Below are 15,869 nucleotides of genomic sequence, written 5' to 3' on the forward strand. Positions count from 1 at the left end.
CCCCCGGTTCTCTCCGAGGAGCACGATATGACCACCACAGAATCCGTTTCGCCCACCGCGCTGGGCTCCGGCACCGCCGCCACCGACAAGTTCAAAGGCGAACGGGCCACCGCCGATACCTCCCCGGAGCGCCTGGCGGCCATCGCCCGCGACGCGCTGAGCGCACTGCACACCGTGATCCTCGAGCACGGCGTCACCTACCCCGAGTACCGCGTCTTCAAGCAGTGGCTGATCGACGTGGGCGAAGGCGGCGAATGGCCGCTGTTCCTCGACGTGTTCATCGAGCACGCGGTGGAGGAAGTGCTGGCCCGCAGCCGCAAGGGCACCAAGGGCAGCATCGAAGGCCCCTACTACGTTCCGGACGCCCCCGAGCTGCCCGCCGAATGCGAGCTGCCGATGCGCGCGCAGGACCGTGAACAGACTCCGTTGATCTTCTCCGGGCAGGTCACCGATCTCGACGGCAACGGCCTGGCCGGCGCGAAGGTCGAACTGTGGCACGCGGACGCCGACGGCTACTACTCGCAGTTCGCTCCGCACCTGCCGGAATGGAACCTGCGCGGAACCATCGTCGCCGACGCCGAGGGCCGGTATTCGATCCGCACCATCCAGCCGGCGCCGTACCAGATCCCGACCGACGGCCCGACCGGCGCGTTCATCACCGCGCAGAACGGTCACCCGTGGCGGCCCGCACACCTGCACCTCATCGTCTCGGCCCCCGGCCGGGAATCGGTGACCACCCAGCTCTACTTCCGCGGCGGCGAATGGATCGACAGCGATGTCGCCTCGGCCACCAAACCCGAGCTGATCCTCGACCCGGTCACCGGCGACGACGGCGTCAACCGCGTCACCTACAACTTCGCGCTGGACCCCGCCTGACCCATTCCGCCGCCGCGAGAAAGAGTTTCGATGTCAGACCTGTCGATCGTCTCGGTCGAGACCACCGTCCTGGATGTGCCGCTGGTGCGCCCGCACAAATTCGCCACCACCTCGATGGACGCCCAGCCCCTCCTGCTGGTCGGGATCACCACCGCCGGTGGCGTCACCGGCTACGGCGAGGGCGTGGTGCCCGGCGGCCCGTGGTGGGGCGGTGAATCGGTCGAGACGATGCAGGCACTGATCGAGCGGTACATGGTCCCGGTGCTGCTCGGGCGGCGGGTCGACGAGATCACCGCCGTCATGGCCGATATCGAGCGAGTGGTGGCCGGGGCGCGCTTCGCCAAAGCCGCGGTCGACGTCGCGCTGCACGACGCCTGGGCCCGCTGCCTGAACGTCCCGGTACACACGCTGCTGGGCGGTGCTTTCCGGACCAGCGTGGATGTCACCTGGGCGCTGGGGTCGGCACCGGTCGAGGAGATCATCGCCGAGGCGCAGGAGAAGCTCGAGAATCGCAAACACTTCAGCTTCAAACTCAAAATGGGCGCACTCGACCCCGCCACCGACACCGAGCGCGTCCTGCGGGTGACCGAAGCGCTCGCCGGGCAAGCCGGCGTCCGGGTCGACGTCAACGCGCGCTGGGACCGGCTCACCGCCCTGCGCTACCTGCCCTGGCTGGCCGACGGCGGTGTCCAGCTGATCGAACAACCCACCCCCGGTGAACAACTGGAGGTGCTGGCGGAACTGAACACGCTGCTGCCGATCCCGGTGATGGCCGACGAGAGCGTGCACACCCCGCACGACGCCCTGGAGGTCGCCCGCCGCGGCGCCGCCGACGTGATCGCGGTCAAGACCACCAAATGCGGCGGCCTGCGCCGCAGCCGCGAGGTCGTGGCCGTTGCCCGCGCCGCCGGCCTGGCCTGCCACGGCGCCACCTCGATCGAGGGCCCGATCGGCACCGCCGCCTCGATCCATTTCGCCTGCGCCGAACCCGGAATCGATTTCGGCACCGAACTTTTCGGCCCCCTGCTGTTCAGCGAGGAACTGCTACAGCAACCGCTGCACTACAGCGACGGGCAGGTCCACCTGCCCACCGGCCCCGGACTCGGGGTGGAACTGAACATGGACGCCGTCAAACGGTGGACCCGGAACTAGGAACGAGACGAATGCACCTCTACCACGTGCGCATGGACGTCGCCATCCCCCGCGACCTCGACGAAGCCGTCCGCGCCGATATCGTCGCCCGCGAGAAGAAGTACTCCCAGGAACTCCAGCGGGCCGGGAAGTGGGTCCACATCTGGCGCATCGTCGGCCAATACAGCAACATCAGCGTCTTCGCCGTCGACTCCCCCGCCGAACTCCACGAAATCCTGTGGAACCTCCCGCTCTTCCCCTATATGACCATCGACATCATGCCCCTCACCACCCACCCCTCCGCGCTCGAACCGGCGGCCTGACAGCCGTCACCTCGACGCCGTTACTCCACCGACTCCGCCTGCCTTTCGTCTGCGGCCGATATCTGCCTGCTGTGCCTCGCATCCGCCCACCGGGACCAAGCCGGAAGCCGTGGCAACACGAATCCCTTCCGAAAGCGATCCGCGCAGCCGACGGCTGCCCGCGATCTCTTCCGGACAGTGACCACGCGAGGCAGACGAAAGGCGCGACATTGAGAACACCGCGATTCCCACGCACCACCGCAGTGCGCTGCGCACTCGCCACCGCCCTGACCACCGCCTGCCTGATCGGCACCGGCGGCACCGCGACAGCGGCCCCGGAAGCGGCCGTGGTCTCGGTGCAGCAGGTGAACGACCGGCAGCAACTGGTCTCGGTGTTCTCTCCGGCGATGAACCGGCCGATCCAGCTACAGGTCATCCGGGCCGCGGACGGTTCCCGACCACATCCCACGCTGTATCTGCTCAACGGTTCGCAAGGCGGCCCGAACGGCAGCGGCTGGGATGCGCAAACCGATGCCGTGGACTTCCTTCGCGGCAAAGACGTCAACGTCGTAACCCCGTACGGCGGCGCCAGCTCCTACTACGCCGACTGGATCCGCGACGACGCCACCCTGGGCCGCAACAAATGGCAGACCTTCCTCAACGAAGAACTGCCCCCGGTGATCGAGGAATTCCTCGGCGCCGACGGTAACCGCGCACTGGCCGGCGTCTCGATGAGCGGCACCTCGGTACTGAACCTGGCGATCGCCAAACCCGGCTTCTGGAACAGCGTGGCCTCCTACAGCGGCTGCGCCCAGACCTCGGACCCGCTCGGCCAGGAATTCGTCCGGATCACCGTCGAGAACTGGGGCGGCGGCCAGAGCGTCGAAAACATGTGGGGCCCACGCAACGACCCACTGTGGCGCGCCAACGACCCCCTCCTGAACGCCGACCGGCTGCGCGGCACCGCCCTCTACCTCAGCACAGGCAGCGGCATCCCGGCGGCCCCCCACGACACTCCGGCCGACAAACGGGTCCAGGAAGGCCGCATCCCGCTCCCGATCCAGATCGCCTTCGGCGGCCCGATCGAAGCGGCGATCCAGCACTGCACGATGAACCTCACCAACCGGCTGCGCGAACTGAACATCCCGGTGACACTGCACGACCGTCCGGTCGGCACCCACTCCTGGGGTTACTGGGAGGACGACTTGCACCACTCCTGGCCCTTCCTCGCGGGGTCACTCGGCATCGCCTAACCGCTCTGCACGGCCTCAGAACAACGCCTGCCCGAGACACATTGCCGGGTGTGCGAGCAACGCCCGGACCAACAGCGCGGCACGGGGTCGCGCTTGTTGGTTCATCAAGCCCAAGAAGTGTGTGACATTTTTGCGGTCAGCAGCGATCACAGGTGTGGTATTCGCTCGCCGGGCCTTCTCCAGGTGCCGGAGTCATCACAGGAGGGCCCATGGCCGATCACGAAGTGCGGCTGTCGACGAACGGCCTGCTGATCGACAGAATCGATTTGGATTTCGACGTCAAGATCGATGGCAAGGTGCTGGGCACGCTGAAAGTGTCCGAGGGTGGTCTAGAGTGGCGACCCAAGCACGGTCGCCGGCGCGGCAAGCATGGGACGCTCAGCTGGAAACGGTTTGCGGACTGGGCTGAGAACGTCGCCTGAGACCGCGCCAGGCACACCGAGCCGGTCGGGTCGCCGTGATCCGCGCGACCCGCGCCGGCTCGTCGAAGCATGAACAATTCGAGCGGCACTCCGACCTCGGCGGTAGCCTCGAAATCAACCGCACCGATTTCCTGGAGAAGTCGCTCTGGTGTCGGAATCAGAGCCCATCGACCGGGGTTGCACCGGAGGTGGCCGCAATCCGGTCGATGTGCCGCGCGAGGTCGAAGTCCAGACCGGTCAGCTTCCGCCCGGCATCGTGAGTCGTGATCCGGAACTCGATCCGCTGCCAGGTGATCAGCATGTCGGGATGATGGCTCACCTCGCGGGCCTTCGCAGCGACATACATCGCCAAGTGCACACACTCGTGATAGGTGTGCGCGAAAGTACGCGTGATCTCGTCACCGTCGCGCTGCCAACCCGGCAGGGCCTCGAGGCGGCGGGTGATCTCATTGTCGTCCAGGGGCGCGGGTAGTTCGGTCATGCGAGGGACCCTACGAGGGCGCGAAGTTCGCGCCCTGCCGAGGTGCCTGCCCAAGCCCGAGCGTGGGAAAGCACCCCCTGCAGTTCACTGCGGAGCCTGGCCGACCCGGTGGCTCGTACCGCCTCCACTGCTTTGGCAGCAGCCCATACAGCACGGTCGGGGTCCGGAACTCTGGAGAGCACAGCCGACTGTCGTGCCCGGAACACAGCATTGTCGCGGCGCGCTGACTCCGGCATGGAGTCCATGATCTCGTCCCACAGAGCGGCCGCGTCGGCGGCGTCCCGCGATCTGCCGGTCCTGCCATAACTGGTCGCCCGCTGCACTTCCACGTAGTGCGGTGTGCGGCGGCAGGAGTTCCCCCACGGGTGCGCGTCGTCGATCTGTGTGGCAAGTGGGACAACCTCATCGAGCAGACGATCCGCTGTGGTCCGGTCGCCGACCATAGCGTGGCCTTGCGCTTCGTACTGGAGCGCAATTACCCGAACCTTCGGAGACAGCCTCGGTCCGGCCGCGAGGGCTGCACGCGCGTAGTCGACGACAGTGCGGCCGTCGTTGTCGTCCAGCGCAAGCATCGCCATATTGGACAGCGCATAGGAGATGAGCTGAGGGTCACCACAGCGGTGTGCGAGGGCCAAGGTGGTGTCGCGCCATTTCGCGGAGGCCGTGCGGTTTCCCGCATCCTGGTACAGCCAACCGAGCAGAGCGGCATAAGCGGTGCCGATTTCGAGTAACCCCCACCGCACCGGCGCGTCAGCCGTCCCGGCGAGCCGGGCGATCAGTTCCGTTTGAGCCTGCACTGTGGGGATAAGGTACATCGGCCCCAGGTACATGTCCGCGGTGTAATGGCCGGAGAGCTGAGAACGGAAGTAGTCCAGCAGTTCAGGGGCCACGCGATCACCGCCTACATCCGATACCACCGATTGCGTCGACGCCATATCCGACGTCGTGACCCCCGCAGCGAGAGCGGGCAAACCTAAGATGGTCGTCCCGACATCACGTCGCCTCACGTCATCGACTGCCTGCAGGTCCAGCGGGTCTGCGACGCTACTCACTGGGGCCGGTCCGGCCCAGGCCGTCCGGGAACTGTAGCCCTGATCCCGTAGTGCGGCATCGAACCGGGACCGCTGCTCGTCGTCGAGCCTGCTGTGTGTGGTGTCCATGCATTCGGAGTACTTCGCCCCGAGGGTGATGTCCGCCCCGCGACGTTCCCACTTACCGACCGCCTCGATCGAACAACCGATCCGGTCGGCGAACTGAACCTGCGTGTCCCGCAACGCTGTACGAAGCGCGGCGACCTCGATCCCAGTCCACTTGATAATCGTCATCTCTCGGCGTCTCCCCTCCGCTGCAATACCGCCAGGGTACGGCCTCCGTACGGGTTCGGTGTGTCCTTCTGCCGCACGAACACAGCAATGCTGAAACCGATCATTACCGCAGTCCGCACAGGCGCACGCTCGACTTTCGCCCCGACAGAACCCGGAGCCGACCGTTATGCCCGTTCCCCCAACCGAAACCACCGTCCGCGAGCCGGCCTGCGTGGACCCGATCCCTTCCGCTACCACCCCGGTCGACGACCACCTGCGTCAGGAACTACCGAAACTCCCCACCAGACGCACGCACAACCAGTCGATGGCGGCCACCCTCCGACTCTGGCACACCCATAACCGCGACCTCCTCGAGCGCGTCGCCGCCGGCCTGCGCCACCTCGACCACCCGCCGGCCTGCACAAGCACCGACCCCATCCGCGGGCGAGCACACGCCATCCATCTGATGGCCGACCACACCAAACACAACTGCCCCCGATTCCGGCTCGCCGCCCAATACATCGAGGACCACCAGTGACCGCCGAACCGATGGCGCGCGGCTCGATCCCGGTACGTTCATTTCGAATCGCGGAGGGGCAAGCACTGTGACGGAACCGGACGCACCGACACGGGCGGTTGCCCTCCTGCACAGCACCCACGACCCGGCCACCTACGAAGCACTGACGCGGAAACACCGGCTGACCATCGTCCACACCGTCCACACCGATACCGTCGCAGTCCTGGCCGCGCTGATCGCCGTCCAGTACGCCCTGGAGCACGCCGCTGACGCGGTCGTGATCCCCCACCTCGGCGCCCTCGAGCCGCGCACCCCGTGGTGGGTGGTCACCCAAGCCGCCGACCTGATCACCGCAACACAGGCCTACCCCCTGGGGTCGGCCATCACCACACAGCACCGGACCGAACAGTGATCACGCTCGGATTCGCCATCGCGATCGGCCTGCCACTCGCCGTGCTCATCCTGTCGGTGACACTGCCCGAACGCCGGGACAAGCCATGAACCTCGCGCTCCGAAAGGCAGGTCACCAGGTCTTCACCGCTTTCTCCGGAGGAGAGGGCGTGGAAGCGCGCGACCTCGCCCTGCCGAACCGCTCGAGTCGATGATCCGCGAAGAGACCGCCGCCGGCTACCGGGTCGGCCGAGACACAGACGGCCGACTGCGGAACTGGGCCGGCGACGGCGAACCCGTGAAAGGCGACGCATTCGTAGACCCGCCAATGCGCTGCGTCGGTAGGTTGAAAGACAATGACGCAGCGCCGCTACCGCACCGACACAGCCGACCTATGGGCCGGATGGTCGTACTACGGTGCCGCCCACCGATACGACATCCACAGCACACCCGAGGCCACATCGGCGTGCACGCAGGCAATGGACCGGCTCGAATCAGCCGCCGATGAGGGGCGGTTACGCGAACTCGCCTTCGGCGACGGCGACCGCAGTGCCTTCATCCGGTTGATCGAGATGCTGGTGGACGCAGACCGCGTCGACGACCTGCGACTCCTGGCACACCACGGTGACGACCGCGCATTCACGACACTCATGGAGTATCTGGTCCACACCAACAGCATCGACCGCCGGCGCGCGCAAGCGGTCGAGTTCCCCGGCGCCCGACTATGGCTGGCGCAACTGCACTTCCGTCGCGGCGAGAACCAAAGGGGGCTCGCTGAGCTGGAAGCCGCAGAAAGCGATCCCGACCACGGTTCCTACGCGCACTCCGAACGAATTACGCAGTTGATCCGGCTCGGCCGGATTGCTGAAGTCCGCACGATGGCCGACGCCGGCGACGACACAGCCATACGACACCTCCGGCGGGTATCCACCACACCGGATTGACCAGCGACCCGATTCGATCCACAAAGATCGACCTATCGTCAGACAAGACTGATTCGCCGATGGGCGGTCATGGGACTCGGCATGGCCAAGGCAGGGCTGAAAGAGGGCCGTCAGGAACCTTGGCGGTGGAGGTGATCCATACCAGGCGCTGAAGTAGCCTGCCGATGCTTCGGCGAGGATCTAGGTGCTCTACCTGGTAATCCGCGACCACCACAAGAACCGGTCCAACGTCGTACATACTTCCGGCTGAAAAAGAGCCCTGCAGCAATTCGCCCTGATCAACGGTGACCGCATCACCGGCCATACCGAAAAATAGAATTAGGGTAACAAACCCTACTTAATGAGCTCACAGACGATCCGGCCAGGTTCGATCACAAGAGGGTTCGCTTATGCCGCACAACGCGAGTCGCGAGCTCACTGTCCGACTCGCGATCCAGTTGCGCATCATGGATAAGTACTGGCTTCCGCGCACGAATCCGATCGCAACAATCAACAATATCCTGCGCGATATACTTTGCATCCATTGTACTGACCCAATCCGGGTCTACGACAATGGATATCAACTGCGAACGCTTCGCAGTAACAGCCAGCCCTGGCTGACCGTAACGATTGCGACCCTGACCGTGCACTTCATGCACCGGTTGAGTGAAAAGCTCGTTGTAGAGGGCGTCGTACTCAGCGAGTGTGCGGGTCCGCAGCAAGAGCGGAGCGGCATCACGCATGGATGGTATGGTCGCCGGTGGGACCGTTCCGGATTCGACAAGCTTGACTGCCAATTCCTGAACTGAGAAGTGATAGGCATCCATAATCGACTGCCCGTATTCCTGGGGCGCGAATGCATTTTTCCAAGCCGCCTTCAGCGTGATCGATACCGGTAGCCTATCCAAGCCACACTGCACCTCCACCAGGCTGCTTTTTCGGACCGACGGCTGGGGTGGAGTACTTGATCGGGGTTGCTCGGGATTCTTAGGCGCGGGCGCGGGCGCGGGCAGCGTGCGTGGTCGGGTCGGCGAAACAACCACCAGGGGGTCTTCGTCCCAGAATTCGTCTGGATCGTCGTAATGATTGAAAAAACCGCCCGTGTACTCCCGTGGTGACATCTCAACCCCTAAATATCGCGTAATCTTTATGGGAACAGCTTAAATTTCCCGGATACCATCCCCCCATCGGATCAACCCTAGACCCCATCCTGCTTCCAGTCGTCATCCTTGTTATCGAACTCTTGAGTTTGGCTGGTGGGCCAAACAGGCGGCGTTTTAGTGGCAGACAGACCTGTAGCATCGTTGACCATATTGTTCAGCTTATTCGAAGCAATCACAACCTTGGATTGCACCTCAATAAAGTCGGTAAGCGCAGCAACTACGAAGTCGACGGCAGCTACTACTGCAGCGTTGATATTATTCATACTCCAGATCAATGCAGTACCTGCAGTTGCCGCCGCCTCCCCCAACCCTACGCCCAGCTCGGCCAACATCGTTCCGATGTTCTGAATTGCGTTGGAGTAGAGAATCCGACCTTCTTCCGCAATAACCAGAAGTTCGTCGTGAATTTTCGTGCACTGCCCCGCAACAGTCGTCATAGCTAGCGACTGCGCATTCTTCGATGCAGTGAAAGCCTTATAGGCGCTGCCGTCCCAGTTTCCGTCCATATTGAAAGCAATATCATTGACACGGGCGTTTGCCGCTGAGACCTTCGTACCGACCTCGAGCCATTTAGCCGCATAGTCTATAAAAAGCCAAGGAGCAAACATCCCTTCCACGAGCTCCTCAACTTTGCCCATAAGCTGCTTCAACTTTTCCTGCACATCGTCGCGCTGCCCAGTCAGCATCAGATACGCCGCAGGACTACTGCCTCGAAGCAGATCGAATACAAAGTTCAGCCGGTCCGGCACCCCAGCCACTTCGCCTTGTTGTTCAATTAACCTTTCACGTATTCCCGCTAGTTCATCCTCATTGAGTTGCGGATATTCAGACATTTAATTCAGTAACCCGTCTCTCCCGCGGCATTGTTCAGCGCCTGCTCGTTTGCCGCCTCCTGAACCCCGAAACTGACCGCTGTCGCGTGTAATGCGTTACCCATTTGTTCAGCGGTCGGCGCCGCTTGGTTCAGAAGTTGCTGAATATGTTCGGCAGCATTGGTGTAGGCCTGCCAAGCTGCAATAAACAAGGCACCGAACTGCACCTGCGTGTATTTCAAGTTGTCGATCGATTGGGCAGCTTCTCGAAGCTTCGGTGCAGCTTCGGTAAGCCAGCACTTAGATGTCGCCTCGAGCAGGTCCAGGTCGGCTTTCAAATCGCGAGGCATTTAACTCCATCCAATATTCACCAACAAAACTTTGTTGACATTCCCGAGCATAAATTCACGGTTCAGCCCTGAGACTATCCCTGAGCCGTCGGGAGCGGGGGGTCATTGTCAGGAAACCAGGAAGGCAGCCGTATCACCTGCCATAGCTTCCGCCACGACTCGCGCGCCCGGCGCGAGTGCAGAAATCTCCGGATCTTGACTGGCCTCACCTGGCTGGGATGAGGCATCTGCGCCGTCGACCGAGACGCTGATAATCGCATTTCTCACTCTAAACATGGTTATCGCGGTGTTAGAGGAAGTGAATGCAGAACCGTCGAATGATTCGTCGGCTATTTCTGAATTGAAATCACATTCGTCGAAATTTTCGCATGCCTTGTCGATATGCCGCCCCGCAGCCGATATAGCATCATCGCCCAACCGCAAAGCGATCTGAAGATGAAACGTTCGACGGAGTGGCGGGTTGCCCGACTCAGGCTGGGTCGACACCGAGGAATCGGAATAATTCGCCAGGCAGACCTTCTCGGTAAAACCCGGTCGAGTCGGCGCCGCCCCAGCCTCCTCGAACTCTACTGTTTCACTGTAGAGTTCACCGGTGTACTGGCGGATAGCATCCATCGCCGGTGCAGCAACTTGGGCACAGGAAGCCGCAATTCCGCTGAAGGTCGGCACCTCCACGGGCACCTCCGAGGCGTCGGTCCCGCATCCGGACAGAATGCCGATCACGGACACTATGCATCCAGCGCTTATCAGGCGGCCTCGACGACACCCCATACTCATCACCACCACAACAGTTCCATGTATATCGAGGCGACCAAGCATCCCCCCGGTTGACGGTGTCGACAGTAACCGGTGCGGGTGTTGGGCGGCAACTGGACTCGAACTCGTGGTCGTGACCTCGAACCACCGTGTCCGCATGCTGCGACACGCACCGCGGCGGTCGCTCCACGGATCGAGCAGGCCCAGTACCGATGGCGGAATCCAGGTGCTCGGTGTTGTACCGGTACCACGACGACTTCAAGGGCATGACTCAGGACGACCTTGCCGAAAAGGTCCACCAGATCATGACCGGGCCTCATCAAACGGAACGACTCGGTAAGGACAAAAACGGGAACCCGGTGATGATGAGCTGGGACGGCTACATCGTCATCGTCGACCCGAGCACCACCGATCACGGGACCGTGTACCGCCCCAAAGACCCGCTGGGCGAGTTCATACGCCTCACCAACCAGGTCGAGGATCCGTCGCTCGGTCCCCCCTCTCCACCGGGCGGCCTCGGAAGTACTTACCCTGGCAAGCCAGGCCCCGGACCGGCTCGCTGACCGCACACACATCAGGAGAAACACCGATGGGTTTCGACATGGCCTCGCTCACCCCGAGAGAACGCGAATTCTTGGACTCGGCACTGGCGAGCTACACAGGAGTATCGACCAACGCGCCGATACCTGTGCGTGCGTTCGGGTTCGACGACCGGGACCTTTTCGACGCCGAAGTCGGTAGACTGCGCCACGCCGTCGTTCAGGGCGTAACCCTCAACGACCTCGAAACCGCACGAGTGCTTTTTCTCAGCGAGCTCGCTTTCGGCAGCGACCTACTCGGCGCAGGAGTCGAATTCCAGCTCGTCAGCCCGATACGAGACGACGAAGGGGTCGTGATCCTGCGGCACCTGCAACGCAAGCTCTACACCCGCGACGGGGCCAAAGCCCTTTTCCGCCCCGACCTCTATTGAACTTCGAAGCTTCTGCTCCGACTCACCGAGAGGACCGGATGCGGCGCTTAGCGTTTGCCACACCTCCTGGTGGGCAGACATGGGAGCTGCCGAGCCAATAGCACTCCTCGATTCGACCGGACGTTTCGGGATCGGTGTTTCCGTGTCCACGGTGACGCGCCACGACTCGAGCGATGGATCGGAAAACTGTGAGGCACCGAAGCGTTCGACGAGCGGCGGCCGGTGTGGCGGCATGCATCATCGTGTCGGCTGTCGCGGGGTGCTCGACCGATGAGGAAGAGGCTCGCGACCTGGTTGAATGCGCCGGCATTGTCTTCCCTGAGGAGATGGATGCCCTGTGGTCGTGGACCGACAACGCCTTTCGCGAGGCGACCGCGGCAGCAGTCGTCGATATTCCCGCCGGCTCGGTCGGTGAATTCATGCGGCTGTCCGGGTTCAGTCGGTTCGAGCCCGGAGTTCCGCCGTCGTGGCAGTCTTACTGGCAGGACAGCGGAATGGCCGACGTCCTCTCGGTCGATACCGGAAACGAACACTCGATCGACGAATACCGCGATCCACGCCGATACGTCGTCATCCACGACGGAGGCGGTGAAACGCGCCGGATCTTCGTGCGCACCGACTGCTGAACCTGGACCTACCGATGGGAGTACCCGATGCAGCCGAGGCCGCTGACCGACCTCGAGGCCGCAGTCATTACGAAGATGTTATCGGCGGGTCGACAAGGCTCTGCCGAATACCTTGCGCAGATACCATATTCGCAGGTTATTTCGAACTGGGGCGCCGGATCGCCCAGCGTTGATGTAGAGGTACGCCCGGGTCCAGCCCCGGCGGGCGGTGTGACAGACGGGATCGTCGCGAACGGAGCTGTTACCGACCCTGCGGGAGGGCCGATCGGCGAGGTCATTCTCTGGGTCGAAGCTGGACGATTGAGCGGAATCGAATACGCGTGGTACACCGACGAACGGCCCACGCAGTTACCCGACCCTGACCAGATCGACCTCTTGTAGTTCGGCACCCACCTGTTGCCGTGGCCGGCCGCGCGGTCCCGGTTACCAGAGCTGCGCCGGAATCAGGACTGTCCAGACCTGTCCCGGCGCAAACGGGATGGCTGTACCGCTGGGAGTTGTATAGGTCGTGCCTGCCTTCGGGGAGGGCCGGGACCACTCGGCAGGGAACGCTCGACCGTCGCGAAGTACGACTGCCGGACCGCTACCGGTCGTCTCGGCCAGAGGTGAGACGCTGCCCGCGACGTCGCTGACGGCCGAGTTCTGCACCTGCACACTCTGCAGCACGACCGTACTCGCCATGACCTGTCCGGTATCGGCCTCGGTGTATGCAGCACCGTCCATGGATACCAGCCACCGCTGGCGGTCGGGTGACCAGTCGAAACCGATCACGGTGTCCTGATACCGCGCTTCCCGATATTGCATGGGCTCGCCACCGGCCGGCGCAGGACCGAAGTGCGGTTGCGAAGCCGCCGGCCAGCCGCCGCCTTCGGGCAGCTGATCCGAGCGGACGAACATGTTGTGCGGAGCGACGCGACTGTAGTCGCGGAAGTACGCGGCAGGTTGCCGCTCGGCCGAAGCGTTCTGGAGCGGAGACTGATCGATGGCGGCAACCAGTTCGGGTGCGGCACCGGAGGATGCCAACGTCGGGTTGCCGAACTGGTCCAACAGCGTCAGATCCGTTTCCCGCGCGCTGCGGACAGGCCCGATCACCGGGGGTTTGCCGGCCGAGAACACGGCGGCCAACCGGCTCAAACCACCCTCGACCGGCTCGACGTAGACCAAATCGGCGGCTCCGAGCCCGACCGGTGGCCGTGCCTCCTGGCTGTTGTCTATCTTCGCGACCAGCACGGGCTCCCCAACCCGGGAGGATGAGTCCGGGCCGGGTGGAGCGCGCTCGGGCCGGGTGCCGCTACTGCAGGCGGAAACAGCGCACATCCCCAGTGTGGCCAGGAACGCGGCAATCCACACCCACCATCGCTGCTGCATAAGGGCGACCTCTGACGCACCTCAGCCTACGCCGCATATGACCAGGACAGAAGCGGTCGAACCGACTGCTGGATGAGGCTTCCATGCCCGTATCGGCCGATTCCGTCAGCATGCCGGCGACGCGGTGGGTTGATCTCGGTGATGTCGTTCCGGAGCGATGGCCCACGCCTCTATACCCAATAGTTATATTTTCAAACCTATCTGTTTGTAACGTGCACCGCACATACCGCTATTACCACTCCACAGCACGAATCGTGCTGACCGAACCCACCGCAGAGCCGCGGACACAACCCAAGGTGCGCAACCATGACCAGCCCTCCTTTCCCACCTCCATCGATGCCTCCGGCATCGCCTACCGGCCCCTATTCGGGCCCACCGGCAGTACCGAACAAACAAAAAAACACGATCGGGCTTATCGCGGTCATCGTGGCCGTCCTCGGCTTCGTCTTCGCCTGTATCCCCGGGGCTCTGATCGTCGGCTGGATCCTGCTGCCGATCGCATTCATTCTCGGCATCGTGGGCGTATGCCAGGCCGGTAAGACCAAGGGCACCAGCGTTGCCGCCATAATCACTTCGGTCGTCGGTACGGTCGTCGGCTTCATCGTCTTTTTCACCGTGGTCTCCGATGCGTTCGAAGAGTCTTTCGGCAGCGGCGGTGACGTATCCGTTGCCACCCCGGGCGCACCCGCCCAGGAAGCCGGCCCCGACGCGGGCGACCAGGACACATCAGCGGATCAGGGCACCCGCACGAACCCGTACCCGCTGGGATCGGTGATCACCGAAGGCGACTGGCAGGTGATCATCAACAGCGTCACACCCGACGCGAACGACGCTGTCGCCGAGGAGAATACGTTCAACGATCCGCCCCCTCCCGGCTCCCAGTATCTCCTCGCCAACGTCACCATCACCTACACCGGCTCCGACCCACAGGGCGAAATGCCCTTCACGACGATCACGTACGTGACCGCCGACGGCAACACCGTGAACTCCTACGACAACAGCGTCGTCGCTCCCGATTCACTCGATACACTCAGCCCCCTGTTCCAGGGAGCATCGACCACCGGCAACCTGGCCTTCACAGTGCCGACCGCATCAGCGACCCAGGGCACTCTTGCCGTAGAACCCACAATGTTCTCCGACAAGGTATTCGTCGCCGTGAACTGAGCGCTTCCGGACGACCGGACCACCCGCAGGGCCTCCGGCGACCGGATCGCCGGAGGCCCAACGTGGTCGCGGCCATGGCCTGCAACTCAGGCGGACCCGGCGCGTCGGTGATTACGACGTCGAGTCAGTAGTACACCGGCGAAGATCAGCATTGCGTGCAGGGAGAAGGCGTCGACGACCAGACCGCCGACCAGTGCACCGAGTCCGATTGCCAGGTTGAACACCGCGACCCACACTGCGGATGCGGCTTCCACCGCGGTGGGTGCTGCCTTGATCATTCAGGTTTGCAGAGCGAAACCACCGCAGCCAGTCCCGCGGCGATACCGAACACGGTGCGACGCACGGCGCGTCCGATGAACGCGCCCACGAGGAAGTTTCCGGCGATGCCCGCCACGCCGAATCCCAGCAACAGCGGACCGACGAACTCCGCGCCCATCCCGGACAGCTGCTGCAGCACCGGCCCGATGGAGGTATAGGCCGCGAAATGCCCGGTCACGACCAGGAATGTGGCCAGGATGTCCGCCCGGGCACCCGGGTTAGCGATCGCGGTGCGCTGGGCGTCGGAAAGCCGCCTGCGGATACGCCCGGCTAGCGGACCGCTGGGCCGAACAGGCTCGTTGATCTTCGCCGCATCAGTCGCCACCTCGAGGACCTGGAACAGTCCGGGGCACCGCGAGGCAACGATCCCGCGACCTTTACAGAGCCTTCGCCCGCGCTTCGACCGCGTCCGCGGCTTCCTTCAACCCGGCGGCGGGATCGAGTTGGCGGAAGCGTCTGATGGCCTGGATCTTCTTGTTCCGGCGCAGCAGATCGTCGATTTCGGTGAAGTCGATGCGGTCGGCATCCTCGATCTGCAGATGCTGCAAGATCAGGTCGAGTTTACGTTCGAGACGATTGATCTTGCGCTCGAGACGTGAGTTGTTGTCGAACACGATTACATCGTACGGAGACACCGAACCGCTACCGAAGTGGGAGCAGGGTTCGTGGAAACCGTGGCGGCTCTTCGCACTGGTGAAGGCATTCCTGCCCCAAGCGTCCGTCGATAACCACCGGCGACGCTC

At 63.4% G+C, this 15,869-nt stretch carries 22 protein-coding genes; 12 read left to right on the forward strand and 10 right to left on the reverse strand.

Annotated features, from left to right (window positions below; translation table 11 throughout):
- The first annotated feature begins 27 nt into the window (after positions 1-27).
- From catA to ACQEVO_RS21210, 5 genes are all read left to right on the forward strand, one after another.
- The gene (catA, locus tag ACQEVO_RS21190) at positions 28-876 is read left to right on the forward strand and encodes a catechol 1,2-dioxygenase (protein WP_432915809.1); all 849 of its coding nucleotides are present in this window, start codon (positions 28-30) and stop codon (positions 874-876) included.
- 30 nt (positions 877-906) lie between these two features.
- A complete protein-coding gene (locus ACQEVO_RS21195) occupies positions 907-2,028 on the forward strand; it encodes a muconate/chloromuconate family cycloisomerase (RefSeq protein ID WP_432915811.1) in 1,122 nt (373 codons plus the stop codon).
- A gap of 11 nt (positions 2,029-2,039) precedes the next feature.
- Positions 2,040-2,330: a muconolactone Delta-isomerase gene (gene catC / locus ACQEVO_RS21200; RefSeq protein WP_432915813.1), complete on the forward strand. Its 291-nt coding sequence runs from the start codon at positions 2,040-2,042 to the stop codon at positions 2,328-2,330.
- A gap of 209 nt (positions 2,331-2,539) precedes the next feature.
- Positions 2,540-3,562, forward strand: a complete 1,023-nt coding sequence (locus ACQEVO_RS21205) for an alpha/beta hydrolase (RefSeq protein WP_432915815.1) — start codon at positions 2,540-2,542, stop codon at positions 3,560-3,562.
- A gap of 209 nt (positions 3,563-3,771) precedes the next feature.
- Positions 3,772-3,984 carry a hypothetical protein gene (locus tag ACQEVO_RS21210; protein WP_432915817.1) on the forward strand — a complete coding sequence of 71 codons (213 nt, stop codon included), beginning with the start codon at positions 3,772-3,774 and terminating at the stop codon, positions 3,982-3,984.
- A gap of 157 nt (positions 3,985-4,141) precedes the next feature.
- Here ACQEVO_RS21210 and ACQEVO_RS21215 read toward each other — a convergent pair whose 3' ends face one another.
- Together ACQEVO_RS21215 and ACQEVO_RS21220 are read right to left on the reverse strand one after the other, a co-directional pair.
- Complete coding sequence (locus ACQEVO_RS21215; protein WP_432915819.1) at positions 4,142-4,465, reverse strand: 4a-hydroxytetrahydrobiopterin dehydratase; 324 nt, start codon at positions 4,463-4,465, stop codon at positions 4,142-4,144.
- Positions 4,462-5,790: a hypothetical protein gene (locus ACQEVO_RS21220; protein WP_432915820.1), complete on the reverse strand. Its 1,329-nt coding sequence runs from the start codon at positions 5,788-5,790 to the stop codon at positions 4,462-4,464. Before ACQEVO_RS21220 ends, ACQEVO_RS21215 begins: the two co-directional genes overlap by 4 nt.
- 166 nt (positions 5,791-5,956) lie before the next feature.
- On the opposite strand from ACQEVO_RS21220, the gene ACQEVO_RS21225 reads away from it, so the two are divergent.
- The 3 genes from ACQEVO_RS21225 to ACQEVO_RS21235 all read left to right on the forward strand — a co-directional run bounded on the left by ACQEVO_RS21225 (position 5,957) and on the right by ACQEVO_RS21235 (position 7,620).
- On the forward strand, positions 5,957-6,307 hold the full coding sequence (locus ACQEVO_RS21225) for a hypothetical protein (RefSeq protein ID WP_432915822.1): 351 nt from the start codon (positions 5,957-5,959) through the stop codon (positions 6,305-6,307).
- A 67-nt stretch (positions 6,308-6,374) separates the two neighbouring features.
- Positions 6,375-6,698 carry a hypothetical protein gene (locus tag ACQEVO_RS21230; RefSeq protein WP_432915824.1) on the forward strand — a complete coding sequence of 108 codons (324 nt, stop codon included), beginning with the start codon at positions 6,375-6,377 and terminating at the stop codon, positions 6,696-6,698.
- A gap of 334 nt (positions 6,699-7,032) precedes the next feature.
- Positions 7,033-7,620: a hypothetical protein gene (locus tag ACQEVO_RS21235; RefSeq protein ID WP_432915826.1), complete on the forward strand. Its 588-nt coding sequence runs from the start codon at positions 7,033-7,035 to the stop codon at positions 7,618-7,620.
- 371 nt (positions 7,621-7,991) lie between these two features.
- On the opposite strand, the gene ACQEVO_RS21240 is transcribed toward ACQEVO_RS21235, so the two are convergent.
- From ACQEVO_RS21240 to ACQEVO_RS21255, 4 genes are all read right to left on the reverse strand, one after another.
- A complete protein-coding gene (locus ACQEVO_RS21240; RefSeq protein WP_432915827.1) occupies positions 7,992-8,720 on the reverse strand; it encodes a hypothetical protein in 729 nt (242 codons plus the stop codon).
- Between the two features lie 77 nt (positions 8,721-8,797).
- Positions 8,798-9,595 (reverse strand): hypothetical protein, encoded by a 798-nt coding sequence (locus ACQEVO_RS21245; RefSeq protein ID WP_432915829.1) that lies wholly within the window; start codon positions 9,593-9,595, stop codon positions 8,798-8,800.
- A gap of 5 nt (positions 9,596-9,600) precedes the next feature.
- Positions 9,601-9,924, reverse strand: a complete 324-nt coding sequence (locus ACQEVO_RS21250) for a hypothetical protein (protein ID WP_432915831.1) — start codon at positions 9,922-9,924, stop codon at positions 9,601-9,603.
- 108 nt (positions 9,925-10,032) lie between these two features.
- On the reverse strand, positions 10,033-10,599 hold the full coding sequence (locus ACQEVO_RS21255) for a hypothetical protein (RefSeq protein WP_432915833.1): 567 nt from the start codon (positions 10,597-10,599) through the stop codon (positions 10,033-10,035).
- Between the two features lie 347 nt (positions 10,600-10,946).
- Here ACQEVO_RS21255 and ACQEVO_RS21260 point away from each other — a divergent pair, with 347 nt between their 5' ends.
- The 3 genes from ACQEVO_RS21260 to ACQEVO_RS21270 all read left to right on the forward strand — a co-directional run bounded on the left by ACQEVO_RS21260 (position 10,947) and on the right by ACQEVO_RS21270 (position 12,276).
- Positions 10,947-11,243, forward strand: coding sequence for a hypothetical protein (locus tag ACQEVO_RS21260; protein WP_432915834.1), 297 nt, complete (start codon positions 10,947-10,949; stop codon positions 11,241-11,243).
- 26 nt (positions 11,244-11,269) lie between these two features.
- Positions 11,270-11,650: a hypothetical protein gene (locus ACQEVO_RS21265; RefSeq protein ID WP_432915836.1), complete on the forward strand. Its 381-nt coding sequence runs from the start codon at positions 11,270-11,272 to the stop codon at positions 11,648-11,650.
- A gap of 326 nt (positions 11,651-11,976) precedes the next feature.
- A complete protein-coding gene (locus ACQEVO_RS21270; RefSeq protein WP_432915838.1) occupies positions 11,977-12,276 on the forward strand; it encodes a hypothetical protein in 300 nt (99 codons plus the stop codon).
- 423 nt (positions 12,277-12,699) lie between these two features.
- Here ACQEVO_RS21270 and ACQEVO_RS21275 read toward each other — a convergent pair whose 3' ends face one another.
- Positions 12,700-13,506, reverse strand: a complete 807-nt coding sequence (locus ACQEVO_RS21275) for a DUF3048 domain-containing protein (RefSeq protein ID WP_432915839.1) — start codon at positions 13,504-13,506, stop codon at positions 12,700-12,702.
- A 564-nt stretch (positions 13,507-14,070) separates the two neighbouring features.
- Between ACQEVO_RS21275 and ACQEVO_RS21280 the strand changes: the two genes are divergently transcribed.
- Positions 14,071-14,808: a DUF4352 domain-containing protein gene (locus tag ACQEVO_RS21280; protein WP_432915841.1), complete on the forward strand. Its 738-nt coding sequence runs from the start codon at positions 14,071-14,073 to the stop codon at positions 14,806-14,808.
- Positions 14,809-14,894: 86 nt separating this feature from the next.
- Here the strand turns inward: ACQEVO_RS21280 and ACQEVO_RS21285 are convergent, their stop codons facing one another.
- Genes ACQEVO_RS21285 through ACQEVO_RS21295 form a run of 3 tightly spaced genes read right to left on the reverse strand, consistent with a single transcriptional unit; the run spans position 14,895 to position 15,740 of the window.
- Positions 14,895-15,086: a hypothetical protein gene (locus tag ACQEVO_RS21285; RefSeq protein WP_432915843.1), complete on the reverse strand. Its 192-nt coding sequence runs from the start codon at positions 15,084-15,086 to the stop codon at positions 14,895-14,897.
- Positions 15,083-15,451: a hypothetical protein gene (locus ACQEVO_RS21290; RefSeq protein WP_432915845.1), complete on the reverse strand. Its 369-nt coding sequence runs from the start codon at positions 15,449-15,451 to the stop codon at positions 15,083-15,085. The genes ACQEVO_RS21285 and ACQEVO_RS21290 overlap by 4 nt, the downstream gene beginning before the upstream one ends.
- A 52-nt stretch (positions 15,452-15,503) precedes the next feature.
- Positions 15,504-15,740, reverse strand: a complete 237-nt coding sequence (locus tag ACQEVO_RS21295) for a hypothetical protein (RefSeq protein WP_432915847.1) — start codon at positions 15,738-15,740, stop codon at positions 15,504-15,506.
- Between the last annotated feature and the right edge of the window lie 129 nt (positions 15,741-15,869).

Source organism: Nocardia sp. CA-290969 (assembly GCF_050936135.1).
Lineage (GTDB): Bacteria > Actinomycetota > Actinomycetes > Mycobacteriales > Mycobacteriaceae > Nocardia.

Excerpts from the sequence above, each read along its gene's own strand:
- ACQEVO_RS21250 (WP_432915831.1), bottom strand. The coding sequence starts at position 9,924 with ATGCCTCGCGATTTGAAAGCCGACCTGGACCTGCTCGAGGCGACATCT.
- ACQEVO_RS21220 (WP_432915820.1), bottom strand. The coding sequence starts at position 5,790 with ATGACGATTATCAAGTGGACTGGGATCGAGGTCGCCGCGCTTCGTACA.
- ACQEVO_RS21195 (WP_432915811.1), top strand. The coding sequence starts at position 907 with ATGTCAGACCTGTCGATCGTCTCGGTCGAGACCACCGTCCTGGATGTG.
- ACQEVO_RS21260 (WP_432915834.1), top strand. The coding sequence starts at position 10,947 with ATGACTCAGGACGACCTTGCCGAAAAGGTCCACCAGATCATGACCGGG.
- ACQEVO_RS21245 (WP_432915829.1), bottom strand. The coding sequence starts at position 9,595 with ATGTCTGAATATCCGCAACTCAATGAGGATGAACTAGCGGGAATACGT.
- ACQEVO_RS21215 (WP_432915819.1), bottom strand. The coding sequence starts at position 4,465 with ATGACCGAACTACCCGCGCCCCTGGACGACAATGAGATCACCCGCCGC.
- ACQEVO_RS21285 (WP_432915843.1), bottom strand. The coding sequence starts at position 15,086 with ATGATCAAGGCAGCACCCACCGCGGTGGAAGCCGCATCCGCAGTGTGG.
- catA (WP_432915809.1), top strand. The coding sequence starts at position 28 with ATGACCACCACAGAATCCGTTTCGCCCACCGCGCTGGGCTCCGGCACC.
- ACQEVO_RS21210 (WP_432915817.1), top strand. The coding sequence starts at position 3,772 with ATGGCCGATCACGAAGTGCGGCTGTCGACGAACGGCCTGCTGATCGAC.
- ACQEVO_RS21240 (WP_432915827.1), bottom strand. The coding sequence starts at position 8,720 with ATGTCACCACGGGAGTACACGGGCGGTTTTTTCAATCATTACGACGAT.
- catC (WP_432915813.1), top strand. The coding sequence starts at position 2,040 with ATGCACCTCTACCACGTGCGCATGGACGTCGCCATCCCCCGCGACCTC.
- ACQEVO_RS21270 (WP_432915838.1), top strand. The coding sequence starts at position 11,977 with ATGGATGCCCTGTGGTCGTGGACCGACAACGCCTTTCGCGAGGCGACC.
- ACQEVO_RS21235 (WP_432915826.1), top strand. The coding sequence starts at position 7,033 with ATGACGCAGCGCCGCTACCGCACCGACACAGCCGACCTATGGGCCGGA.
- ACQEVO_RS21225 (WP_432915822.1), top strand. The coding sequence starts at position 5,957 with ATGCCCGTTCCCCCAACCGAAACCACCGTCCGCGAGCCGGCCTGCGTG.
- ACQEVO_RS21265 (WP_432915836.1), top strand. The coding sequence starts at position 11,270 with ATGGGTTTCGACATGGCCTCGCTCACCCCGAGAGAACGCGAATTCTTG.